Genomic DNA, 12,229 nt, shown 5'->3' with positions numbered 1-12,229 from the left:
CGATTGGCCCACCACTCAAGCGTGGCGGTGCCCTCGTAGCTGTCCATAGTCCAAGTATCGCGAGCGAGTAGGCGGCCATGTGTCAGCGATGCAGAGCCTGACGTCACAAGATCCTGTTACGAGCTCTAAGGTGACGGAGAGCCAATAGTAGTCGCAGGAGTTACGACCTGCCGGGGAGTCCGGGAAAGCCGGATACAGGGCAAAGTGGCTCAGGTGATTTGGATATCAAAACCCCAGGAGGCATGCGTAATGCAGAGCGCCGAAGTGGTGTTGGATGTCCTCCGTGAGCGTGGCAGGCGTGGCCTGCCGCTGGAACGGCTATATCGGCAACTTTTCAACCGCCAGTTATACCTGGTGGCCTACCGCAAGTTGTACTCCAATGCGGGTGCGATGACGCCGGGGGTCACCGGGGAGACCGTGGATGGAATGTCCCTGGAGAAGATCGATCTCATCATCGACATGGTTCGCTGTGAGCGGTGGCGATGGAGCCCGGTCAAACGAATCCGTATCCCGAAAAAGAATGGGACACGGCCGTTGGGGCTTCCTGGATGGTCAGACAAGTTACTGGCCGAGGTGGTGCGCATGCTCCACAATGCGTACTACGATGTCCAGTTCTCTGACCATAGTCACGGTTTCCGTGCCGGACGAGGATGTCACACTGCATTGCAGGAGATAGTCGACGTCTGGAACGGCACGAACTGGTTTATCGAGGGTGACATCTCCAAGTGTTTCGAGTCGCTGGATCATGCGGTCCTAATGGAAACACTCGGCGAGAAGGTCCACGATGGCCGGTTCTTGCGTCTGGTGAGCGAGATGCTCAAGGCGGGGTACGTGGAGGACTGGCGATGGGGTGCAACGCTGTCCGGCGCCCCACAAGGAGGAATCGCCTCTCCGGTCCTCAGCAACATTTACCTCGACAGGCTGGACAAGTACGTCGAGCAACAGCTACTGCCGTTGTTCAGCCGAGGGGAGCGCCGGGCACCCAACCCCGCGTATGAAAAGATCTCATCGCAAATCCGGAGTGCGCGCCGACGCGGGGACCGAGCGGAGGTGCAAGCCTTGTGCTTGCAGCGTCGCACCCTCCCCAGTAAGGATCTAGAAGATCCCTGCTACCGCCGCTTGCGTTACATCCGGTACTGCGATGACATCCTCCTCGGATTCAGCGGGCCGAAGGCCGAAGCGCGGGAGATTAAGCAGATGCTCGGGCAGTTCCTGCAAGAGGAACTCAAGCTGGAGCTGTCGCAAGAGAAGACGCTGATCACCCACGCCAGAACAGAGAAGGCCCGTTTCCTCGGATACGACATCGTGACCCAGCACGCCAATGACAAGCTCACCAATGGTAAGCGGTCGATCAATGGCGAGATCGGGCTACGGGTCCCCGACGAAGCGATCACGCGCAGATGCGCCCCGTATATGCGTCACGGGAAACCGTGGCTTCGGCCACAGATGCTGAGTGATCAGGACTACTCGATCATCTCACAGTATCAGGCCGAATATCGAGGCGTCGTCCAGTACTACATCCGTGCCACAAATGTCTGCCACTTGAACAGGCTGCATTGGGCCATGGAGTCCTCGATGCTGAAAACCTTAGCCGGAAAGCACCGATCCAGCGTCGTGAAGATGGCCAGAAAGTACAAGACCACCATCGACACACCGGTTGGGCCTCGGGTTTGCTTCCAGGCTGTGGTGAACCGTGGAGAGGGCAAGAAACCACTGGTCGCGCGATTCGGCGGTATTCCGCTGCGACGGCAGAAGAAAGCGGTGGTCGTCGACCGTTCACCGATCCTGTTCACCACGCGTGGGAACGAACTGATCGGTCGGCTCCTCGCCGGTGAATGCGAGGTCTGCGGGAAAACCGAGAGTCTGGAGGTTCACCACATCCGCAAGCTCGCTGACCTCAAGCAGCCGGGACGCAGGGAAAAACCCGCTTGGATTCAAATCATGGCGAAGCGGAAACGCAAGACGCTCATCACATGCCGCGGCTGCCATGACGACATTCACGCGGGACGACCTGTCACAATCTCAAAGGATAATCACTGGAGAGCTGGATGATCGGAAATCGATCACGTCCGGTTCGGTGGGAGGCCGTTGGAAAAGGACCCGCCCATGGGCACCTCGCCAGCGGCCCACCCAACCCGAAGGCGAACGGCAAGAGGCGCCCTCTGGGCATCCCGGTGATCCGGGACCGGGTCGACCAGGCCAGGTTCAAGAACGCTCTTGAACCGGAGTGGGAGGCCAGGTTCGAGGCCAGGAGTTACGGCTTCAGGCCAGGCCGGGGAGCTTGGGATGCCATAGAGATGATCTTCAATGTCGCTGGGCGGAGGACCGCCAGGCGACTTTGGGTCCTCGACGCCGACCTGTCGGCCGCCTTCGACCACATCAGTCATCAGCACCTCATGGACTCCGTCAGTCTGTTTCCGGGACGACGGCAGATCCGGGGGTGGCTGCGGGCTGGGGTGATGGAGGACGGGCGGTTCGTCTCAACGCCTGAAGGCACCCCGCAAGGGGGCGTCATCAGCCCGCTGCTGATGAACATCGCCCTCCATGGGATGGGAGAGGTCATCGGGGCGAACCGCCCTTGGAACGCCAAGACGACCTCGCCGGCTCTGGTTCGGTACGCCGATGACTTCGCGGTGTTCTGCACCACGGAGAAAGAGGCGATCAAGGCCAAGCAGGACCTCGCCGCATGGCTCGAACCCCGTGGTCTCTCCTTCAACGAGGACAAGACCAGGGTGATTCACCTCTCCAGCGGGGTGGACTTTCTCGGGTTCAACGTTGGCAGGTTCCGCGAGAAACTGATCATCAAGCCGAGCCGGGATGCCCTGCAGAGAGCCCGGAAGCGGATCAGTATCACGGCCAGGGAGAACAGCGGCTCGCCCACTGAAAGCCTGGTCAGGGCACTGTCACCGTTCGTACGTGGCTGGTCCATGTACTACCGGACTGTCTGCTCGAAGGAGACCTTCAACCTACTGGACGCTCACACCTTCGAGGTCCTGAAACGCTGGGCCATGCGACGACACCGCCGCAAACCCTGGGGATGGATTAAACGGAGGTACTGGGGCATGTTCCAGCCAGGCAGGTCCAGCAAGTGGGTGTTCGGCACCCCCGAGCACTACTTGCCGCAAGCCTCCTGGATGCCGATCCAGCGACACACCCTGGTCAAGGACGACGCGTCGCCCGATGATCCGGAGCTGGAAGAGTACTGGGGGAACCGTCGACGCAAGCGGGTGCAGGCAGTGGGAGAGCCCAAGAAAATCCTCTCCCTCGCCTACCGTCAGCGAGGGCTGTGCCCCAGGTGCGGACTGGATCTGATCGACGGAGCCGGATTCGACCCGGACGACGTTCAGGACTGGGCCAATTGGTTCACGGGGAGCCTCCGGGCGATCCACGTGCATCATCTGACCTACCGCAGCAAGGGCGGCAGCGACCACCCGAGCAACCTGGAACTGATCCACACGACCTGTCACCGTCAGGCACACGCTGGCGACCGGAAGCATGACACCCACCGGCAGCCACAGGCCAGCTTGAGCCGGATGCGGGGATGACTCGCACGTCCGGTTCTGAGGGGGCTCCGGTGCAGCAATGCCCCGGAGCTACCCGACTGCTCAGCGTAGTCAATGCCGACGGCAGTACCCCGAACGGCTCCCTGATCGACGAGATCGTCCGCGAAGGCGCGAGGCGAATGCTGGCCGCCGCGCTTGAGGCCGAAGTCAACGCCTACATAGCCGAGTTGGCCGACCAGCGGGACGAGGACGGCCGACGCCTGGTCGTCCGCAACGGCTACCACCAGCCGCGGCAGGTCACCACCGCCGCCGGGACGGTCGAGGTCAAGGCCCCACGGGTGAACGACAAGCGCGTCGACGAGGCGACCGGGGAACGCAAGCGGTTTGCCTCGGCGATCCTGCCGCCCTGGTGCCGCAAGTCCCCGAAGATCAGCGAGGTGCTGCCGCTGCTCTACCTGCACGGCCTGTCCTCGGGCGACTTCGTGCCCGCGCTCGAGCAGTTCCTCGGCAGCTCGGCCGGCCTGTCGCCCGCCACCGTCACCCGGCTCACCCAGCAGTGGCAGGCCGACCACCAAGCCTTCGGCGAGCGCGACCTGTCCGCCACGGACTACGTCTACGTCTGGGCCGACGGCATCCACCTGCGCATCCGCCTGTCGCAGGCCAAATCCTGCGTCCTGGTCGTCATGGGCGTGCGTGCGGACGGCACCAAGGAGCTGATCGCGATGGCCGACGGCTACCGCGAGTCCGCCGAGTCCTGGGCCGACCTGCTGCGCGATGCCGCCCGGCGCGGGATGCGCGCTCCCGTCCTCGCCGTCGGCGACGGCGCACTCGGCTTCTGGAAGGCCCTGGCGGAGGTGTTCCCCGACGCCCGCCATCAGCGGTGCTGGGTTCACAAAACGGCCAATGTGCTCAACGCCCTGCCCACATCGGCCCAGCCCGGCGCGCGCAAGGCGCTGCAGGACATCTACAACGCCGAGGACCGCGAGCACGCGGTCAAGGCCGTCGCTGCCTTCGACAAGACGTACGGCGTGAAGTGGCCCAAGGCGGCTCGGAAGATCACCGACGACGTCGATGAACTGCTGGCGTTCTACGACTTCCCGGCCGAGCACTGGATCCATTTGCGCACCACGAATCCCATCGAATCGACCTTCGCGACGGTACGGCTGCGGACCAAGGTCACCAAGGGCGCCGGTAGTGCCACCGCCGCGCTTGCCATGGTCTTCAAGCTCGTCGAGTCCGCCCAGGCACGCTGGCGAGCGGTCAACGCACCCCACCTCGTCGCCCTCGTGCGAGCCGGAGCCCGCTTCGAACGCGGCCACCTCGTTGAACGTCCCAAGGCTCACGCAGCCTGAACAACCTCAACCGACCCACAGGTATTGACAATTACTCGTTGGAGGCAGAGAACAGCATTCGCCCACGGCAGACGAGGAAGAGCCTCAAAGGACTGGAACCTGCTCCGAGACCATGTCAACGTACAACGTCCCGGAAGACACCAGGCCAGCAGAGGTACTAAGGCTTCCGGGTCGACCTGCAGACGGGTCGGCCATGACGACAGCCGGTACCCCACGCTGCTCGTCCTCCTCGTAGAAGCCCCGGCTCAAGGAGCACCACCTGTCGAATGCCGCTCTCCGATCCGCTCGCTTCGCTGCTCCCATCCTCCTGGCGCTCAGTGCCCTGAACGTGTGGACCGCACAGGAGCGAGAGGAGTACGGCGCCCTCTCCAAGGCCCTGTGCTTCTGCGGCTGCGCGGCCGCGCTGTTCGGCGAGGACTTGATGCAACGCGGCTACCACCGGGACCGAGCGGGTCCTTGCGCACATCGCGACACACCCCGGAGCCGCACCCCGACATGTCGCCCGAGCCCTCGGTGCTCCCGAGCGCGTCGTGGCATGCAACCTCGACCGGCTCGCTGCCGATGGGCTCCTGGTGGTCGTGGCGGACGGCGTGACTCTCGGTCTCCGGTCGTACCGGCTGGCCTCCTGAGCTTCGTCCGCTAGAAACGGGCCGCGAACTTCCCTGTGAGGGCGCACAACATAGACCATGATCGCCGGTTAGCCAAACCGGCGATCGTGACGACCATTGACGGTGTTCGCAGCGGCTGTGCTTGGCGGTGGAGCCGCGGCAGATGCAGTGGACAGCGCCGCAAAGATTTCGCAAGGAGGTAACGAGCGGCTCCTGCCTGCTGCTGCCCCAAACCCGCAGTACCTGTGCGCTGCCAGGCAGCGACGCCCGCGCCGAATCGGTGAGGGAATCCCCGGTGCTGTCGGTGCCGTTCAGTCGCCCAGCGCGCTTCTTTCCAAGGAATTCCGTTCGATGTGCCGATTCGCGATACCCCCTGCCCTTTTTCAGCCCAGTCAGTGTCACACGGCGGCGGCTGTCGACGTTGTCCAGCGCGCTCGTGCCCGCGAGGTGGCGGCATGGCGGTAGCACCACGGTCTATGCAGAAGCCCACGTTGGCCCCGCTCTCCGCTCCTACGCCAGATACCGCCGTCGTTGTGCGCACGGCGTTTCTGAATGTGAGAGACGCCGCTGAGTACCTCGGCTTGTCGCCCCACACCCTCTACGTCTGGCGGCACCGTCGACAGGGACCGCCGAGCTTCCGCATGGGACCACGCGGCCGCGTCATGTATCGGCTGGAGGCCCTTGACGCCTGGGTCCGCGAGCAGGAGCAGGCCGACTCGCGCTCCAACACTGAACTGAGCCCTCTGGGTGGGACACCACAGGTCCACGCCGACTACGCGTCGACTGCCTGACGCCCCGCCGCCTGATCGCTGCTACCCGCAACCTACCCCTGGGGGAAATATTTGGCTGGCTACATTGAAGACCGGTGGCTCAAGAAGAAGAAGGACCCCGTCACCGGCAAGCGGGAACGCACTGCCCGCTACGGCAAGGGCTCCCGGTACCGGGTCGCCGGCATCCCCGGCGTCCGGGACAAGTCGTTCGACACGCTCGAAGACGCCAAGGCATGGCTGCGCAGGTCCAGCACCGACAACGAACGCGGTGAGTTCGTCGATCCCCGCGATGGCTCCATCACGCTGGACGACTATGTAACGCACTACTGGCAGACGGGAGTTCGCGGTGCGCCCGGCACGGTCAAACGCATCGACGAACGCGTTCGCCTTCACATCCTGCCTCAGCTTGGCCCTGTGTCCGTACGGGACATCAGCCCGGCAGTGCTGCGCGGCTACATCGCCGCGCTCGAAAGCGAATGCTCGCCGCGCTACGCCCGGCAGATTCTCACGTCGTTCTCGAACATCCTCGAGACTGCCATCGACGACAAGCGGCTGGTGCGCAACCCGATGCGGGCCAAGTCCGTGCGCTGGCCCAAGGTACCGGAGGACCAGCGGGAAGCCTGGCCGCGGGAGACCGCGCAGCGGGTTCGGGACGCGATCAACGCGCGCTACCGCATCTCGGTCGTGCTCGCGCTGGGGTGCGGGCTGCGGCAGGGCGAAGTGTTCGGGCTGTCACCAGAGGACGTCGACTTCGCGCGTGGAGTTATACGTGTCCGTCGGCAGGTACAACTCCTCCACGGTCGCCTCTACTTCACGCTTCCCAAGGGAGGCAAGACTCGCGTCGTCGACATGCCTCCGTCGGTTGCCTCGGCGCTGGCTGAGTACTTCATGGAGTACCCGGCCGTCGAGGTCGAGTTGCCGTGGGGTGGCCCGGAGCCGGATCGGGAGAAGAAGAAGGTCCCGCTCATCCTCACCACGACGTACGGCAACGCCATCCGGGCGAACATCTTCAACGTCGAGGTGTGGAAGCCTGCCCTGGCGGCCGCCGGTGTCATCCCCATGCGGGAGAAGGGCGAGCGCTGGAAGGCGTCCCGCAAGGACGGCTTCCATGTGCTCCGGCACACGTACGCCTCGATCATCCTCGAAGCGGGCGAGTCCGTTGTCACCCTGGCTCGCTGGCTCGGCCACTCGAGCCCGACCATCACTCTGGACTCCTACGCCCACTTCATGCCCGAAGCCGGCGGTAAGGGACGCAGCGCCATCGACGCCCTGCTGGGTTGACCTTCCGAGGCCGCCACGGCTGCCCAGAAGAAACGATTCCCCAGAACTCGCAAGAAGGAGGGGCGCAGTGATGCTGCGCCCCTCCTGGACGTTCCGGGGCCTGGTAAGTTGCTTACTCTGGGTGACAATCGGTGGTCTCGATGGCTGGGGCTGCGGCGCTGCTGATCGAGGCTGGCGCCCAGCGGGGGAGAAAGCGACGAAGCGGAGCGCGTTTCATTCTCCCCAGATTCTCCCCAGCACCCTCAGAGGCGTTCGAGACGCCCACCATCGGGTGCCTCCGACCTGCGGAGCGGGCGCGTCCTCGGTGATTACTCAGAGCCAATCTCGTCGCTTGAAGATGATGTACAAACTGGCACAAACCATGGCCATCAGGACGATCGCGAAGGGGTAGCCGAACACCCAGCGCAACTCCGGCATGTGGTCGAAGTTCATGCCGTAGATGGTCCCGACCAGCGTCGGAGCGAACAAAATCGCCGCCCACGACGAGATCTTCTTGATCTCCTCGTTCTGTTCGAAGCCTGCCTCCGCCAACGCCCGCATCTCCGCGTTCTGTTGCTGCGTGACCAGCGTCGCGTTCACCGTGAGGATGTCGGTGAGGGCCTGGCGGAAGCCGTCGACGCGTTCGCTGGTGTGGGTGACGTGGTCGGCGACGTCGCGGAGATAGCGCTGGAGTTCCTCGTCCGTGCCGTACTTCGCGAAGCCCGCCATCAGGCTGTGCAGCATGCCGACCAGGGGGCGGGTGGCGCGCTGGAACTCGACCATTTCGCGGGAGAGTTCATAGATGCGGCGGGAGACCCAGGGATCCCCGCTGAAGACCTCGGTCTCGATCTCGTCGATGTCGTTCTGGACGCCTGAGACGACCGGGACGTAACCGTCGACCACCGCGTCCAGGATCGCGTACAGGACTGCCTCGGGGCCCAGCTTCAGCAGCTCCGGGCTCTCCTCCATACGGCGACGTACGACCGATAGGTCGGGTGCCGCGCCGTGCCGGACGGTGATCAGGAAGTCGGGGCCCACGAACACATGCAGCTCGCCGAAGTCGACCTCCTCGGGCGCGTCGAGGTAGCGGGCGGCGCGCAGGACCACGAACAGGGTCTCGCCGTAGCGCTCCAGCTTGGGACGCTGATGGGCCTCCATCGCGTCCTCCACTGCAAGCGGGTGGAGGTCGAACTCGTCGGCCAGCGACAGGATTTCGGCCTCCGTCGGACGGGCCAGCCCTATCCACGCCATACCGTCCTGCTGCTTGCGCAGCTCACGGAAGGTCTCGGCGAGCGACTCGGGCGTGGAGACGCGTACGCCGTCGCGATAGAGCGCTGCCTGGACGATGCTGCGCGGTTCCGCCTCAGTCGTGGGCGAAGGAGCCGGGTGGGGCTTCGGCGGCTCCGCGGACGGTGGTCCCGACGGGGTCATGCCGCGTCGCCACACCGACTTGCGGATGCTCTTCGCGGCGGGTACGGGGCGGGCTCGGCGCTCCGACATCGCGGCTGCCTCCCGAGTCGAGTCGAATGGCTGTCTCTCTTGTTCCCTGCTTGTCTCTCAGCCTGGCTCATCCCCGAGTCTGGCCTACCCCCGAGTCTGACTGATTGCAGGAATCCGCTGAGGGCGCCCCGGCACGCGGACAGACCGCGTCCGCACGTCCCCGCTAACGTGCGGACCATGACGAAGACCTCGACCGCCCCCGTGCTGAGCGCCCGCGCCCTGAACCGGGCGACCCTCGACCGGCAGTTGCTCCTGCGCCGGGCCGCCCTGTCCGCGACGGACGCCGTCGAGCACCTGGTCGGCCTCCAGGCACAGAACGTCAAGCCCCCGTACTACGCGCTCGCCGCTCGCCTCGAGGGCTTCGATCCCGAGGAGTTGTCGGCGGCGATGGGTGCACGCGAGGTCGTACGCATCGTGACCATGCGCTCGACCATCCACACGCACACCGCCGACGACTGCCTCATACTGCGACCGCTGGTGCAGGCCGCACGCGAGCGGGAGCTGTACGGCTTCCGCAAAGGGCTCGTCGGCGTCGACCTGGACCGGCTCACCGCGATCAGCCGGGAGCTCGTCGAGGCCGAGCCGCGCACCATGAAGCAGTTGCGTGAAGCGCTGCTCGCCGAGTGGCCCGACGCCGACCCCCTCGCCCTCTCCAGCGCGGCCCGCTGCCGGCTGCCCCTCGTCCAGGTCACCCCGCGCGGCATGTGGGGCAGAAGCGGCCAGGTGGCGCTCACCACCGCCGAGCACTGGCTGGGCCGGCCCGCCGAGCCCGCCCCCGCGCCCGACGACACCGTGCTGCGCTATCTCGCCGTCTTCGGCCCCGCCTCCGTCAAGGACATGCAGGCCTGGGCCGGCCTCACCCGCCTGCGCGAGGCCTTCGAACGGCTACGACCCCAACTGACCACCTTCCGCGACGAGAACGGCATCGAACTCTTCGACCTCCCGGACGCGCCCCGCCCGGACGCGGACACCCCGGCCCCTGCCCGCCTCCTGCCCGAGTTCGACAACCTGCTCCTCTCCCACGCCGACCGCTCCCGCGTGGTCCCCGCCGAGTACAAGGGCCGCCACTGGCAAGGCAATCAGGCCTACCGCACTCTCCTCGTCGACGGCTTCCTCAGGGGCGTATGGCAGCTTGAGGAGTCGCGCGAACGCGTCGTGGTCACGATCGAGCCGTTCGATGACCCCCTCACCAGGCGCGAGCGGGACGATGTGGTCGCGGAAGCGGAGCGGATGCTGTCGGTCCTGAGTGCGGCAGCCTCGTACGACATCCGGTTCGGCACCGTCGTACGCACCTGAGGGCGCGGATCGTACGGTCCGGAAGCCGGACGGCATGCGAAACGGCTCAGTCCGCCCGTCCCGTCGCCGCCACCGTCACACCCAGTCCGATCATGGCGAAGCCGCCCGCGCCGCCTATCGCCGACAGGCGACGGTCCGAGCGCGCGAACCAGGTACGGGCCGCGGCCGCGGTCAAGCCCCACAAGGTGTCCGTGACAAGGCCTATGGATATCGGGACCAGACCCAACAGGAGCATCTGCAAAGGGAGTTGACCGGCCGAGTGATCCACGAACTGGGGGAGTACGGCGGCGAAGAAGACAATGCCCTTCGGGTTCGTGACGCCGACGACGGCGCCGTCCAGGATCGTCCGCAGATCGCCGCGGGCCGACGCCGCCGATCCCGCCGCCCCCTTCGACTCCGCTCCGATCGCCGAGGCCTTCAAGTCCTTGCGGTGGCGGAACGCCTGGACGCCGAGAAACACCAGATACGCGGCGCCCGCCAGCTTCACCGCCATGAAGGCGACGACCGAGCGCTCGACGAGTGAGCCGACGCCGACAGCCACCGCCACGACGAGGGCGTACGAGCCGATGACGTTCCCGGCCACCGTGGCCATCGCCGTGCGCCTGCCGTGGGCCAGCGCGCGGCCGATCACGAAGAGCACGCTGGGGCCCGGGATCACGATCACGAGCAGCGACATGGCCGCGAAGGCCAGGAAACGATCCGTGGACACCATGCCCATCACCCCCATCGAGCCCCATTGAAACAGGGGGCACTGACAACGCGTCCAGGCATGTGGGCAGGTATGTGGACAGGTACGTGGATGGGCATGTGGATGGGCATGTGGATAGGGGGCGTTGCGACCCGCTCGTGGCGGCCCGCAACGCCCCCTGGCATTACCTGAGTTGGTTGCTCAGGAGTCTGTTGGGCGGGGGTCTGTTGGTCAGGAGTTGATCTGCGACGTGACCAGCGAGGAGAAGGTGGTCAGTCGGGTGTAGACGCCGGGGATGCCCGCGTCGGCGCAGCCGTCGCCCCACGACGTGATGCCGGCGAGCCTGCCGCCGATCACGAACGGGCCGCCGCTGTCGCCCTGGCAGGTGTCGACGCCGCCCTGCGTGTAGCCCGCGCACACCATGTCGCTGGCGACGAAGCGCGAGCCGTACGCGGAAGAGCACGAGGAGTTCGAGACGGTCGGAACCGTCGCGGTGCGCAGCTGGTTGGAGGAGGAGCCGCCCGCGCTGGTGGTGCCCCAGCCGACGATGCGGGCGGTGGCGCCGGCCGCGTAGACGCCGGTGTCGGAGGAGGAGACGTAGCCGATGGGGGAGTACGGCATCGACGTCGACAGGGTGAGCACGGCGACGTCGTCGCCGCGCGTGACGGATCTGTAGTCGGGGTGGATCCATATTCTGCTGACTCTGGCCACGGTGCCGTTCGTACCGTTGCGGTAGGTGCGGCCGCCGACGACTCTGATGCTGCTGGTGGTCTCGCCGACCAGGCAGTGGGCAGCGGTGATGACCTTGTTGCCCCGTACGAGGGTGCCGCCGCAGAACTGGTTCTGGGAGGCGTCGGTGATCTGCATGACGTACGGGTACGCGGATGCCGTGGTCGTCGTGCCGCCGACGATGGGGTTGGGAGCGGCGCTTGCGGTGGTCGCGCCGAGCAGGGCGGTCGTCGCGGCGGCGGCGACCGCCGCGGTGACGGCGACGGCCTTCTTGGCAAGGGTGAGCCCGAACATGAGTCTCCTCAGGAGTGCCGGTGGGGGTTGCACTGTGGGGGGAGCTGAGCGGTGTGGGGGGCGCGGTGCGACAGCCTGCGGGCGTGGTCCCACGCTAGAAGCGGGGCCTTGGTTTCCCAACTAGGGAACTCCCTGCGGGAGTTGACGAGGGATTACCCTCGATCACCCTTCGCCCGACCGGACTTGCGGGGCACGCGTACCGGGTTCCGTCGGCGGAGGGTTTCTTTTC

Annotated in this window: 9 protein-coding genes; 6 read left to right on the top strand and 3 right to left on the bottom strand. The window is 65.7% G+C overall.

Annotated elements, in window-relative coordinates; genetic code table 11:
• Positions 1–249: 249 nt before the first annotated feature.
• From G6048_RS42120 to G6048_RS42100, 5 genes are all read left to right on the top strand, one after another.
• A complete protein-coding gene (locus G6048_RS42120) occupies positions 250–2,052 on the top strand; it encodes a reverse transcriptase/maturase family protein (protein WP_165344894.1) in 1,803 nt (600 codons plus the stop codon).
• Positions 2,049–3,545: a group II intron reverse transcriptase gene (locus G6048_RS42115; RefSeq protein WP_235991000.1), complete on the top strand. Its 1,497-nt coding sequence runs from the start codon at positions 2,049–2,051 to the stop codon at positions 3,543–3,545. Before G6048_RS42120 ends, G6048_RS42115 begins: the two co-directional genes overlap by 4 nt.
• 56 nt (positions 3,546–3,601) lie before the next feature.
• Complete coding sequence (locus tag G6048_RS42110) at positions 3,602–4,855, top strand: IS256 family transposase (RefSeq protein ID WP_165344896.1); 1,254 nt, start codon at positions 3,602–3,604, stop codon at positions 4,853–4,855.
• 1,063 nt (positions 4,856–5,918) lie between these two features.
• Complete coding sequence (locus G6048_RS42105; RefSeq protein ID WP_328828561.1) at positions 5,919–6,254, top strand: helix-turn-helix transcriptional regulator; 336 nt, start codon at positions 5,919–5,921, stop codon at positions 6,252–6,254.
• Positions 6,255–6,305: 51 nt separating this feature from the next.
• Positions 6,306–7,514 (top strand): tyrosine-type recombinase/integrase, encoded by a 1,209-nt coding sequence (locus tag G6048_RS42100; protein ID WP_165344893.1) that lies wholly within the window; start codon positions 6,306–6,308, stop codon positions 7,512–7,514.
• Positions 7,515–7,826: 312 nt separating this feature from the next.
• On the opposite strand, the gene G6048_RS42095 is transcribed toward G6048_RS42100, so the two are convergent.
• Positions 7,827–8,993: a magnesium and cobalt transport protein CorA gene (locus G6048_RS42095; RefSeq protein WP_165344892.1), complete on the bottom strand. Its 1,167-nt coding sequence runs from the start codon at positions 8,991–8,993 to the stop codon at positions 7,827–7,829.
• A 177-nt stretch (positions 8,994–9,170) separates the two neighbouring features.
• Here G6048_RS42095 and G6048_RS42090 point away from each other — a divergent pair, with 177 nt between their 5' ends.
• Positions 9,171–10,289 carry a winged helix DNA-binding domain-containing protein gene (locus tag G6048_RS42090; protein WP_165344891.1) on the top strand — a complete coding sequence of 373 codons (1,119 nt, stop codon included), beginning with the start codon at positions 9,171–9,173 and terminating at the stop codon, positions 10,287–10,289.
• A 46-nt stretch (positions 10,290–10,335) separates the two neighbouring features.
• Here G6048_RS42090 and G6048_RS42085 read toward each other — a convergent pair whose 3' ends face one another.
• Together G6048_RS42085 and G6048_RS42080 are read right to left on the bottom strand one after the other, a co-directional pair.
• A complete protein-coding gene (locus G6048_RS42085; RefSeq protein ID WP_165344890.1) occupies positions 10,336–11,001 on the bottom strand; it encodes a LysE family translocator in 666 nt (221 codons plus the stop codon).
• A 207-nt stretch (positions 11,002–11,208) separates the two neighbouring features.
• On the bottom strand, positions 11,209–12,000 hold the full coding sequence (locus G6048_RS42080; RefSeq protein ID WP_165344889.1) for a S1 family peptidase: 792 nt from the start codon (positions 11,998–12,000) through the stop codon (positions 11,209–11,211).
• Positions 12,001–12,229: the final 229 nt, after the last annotated feature.

Origin of the sequence: Streptomyces ureilyticus (genome assembly GCF_011045025.1) — a bacterium.
GTDB classification, from domain to species: domain Bacteria; phylum Actinomycetota; class Actinomycetes; order Streptomycetales; family Streptomycetaceae; genus Streptomyces; species Streptomyces ureilyticus.
This window is presented reverse-complemented; position numbering and strand designations above follow the sequence as displayed.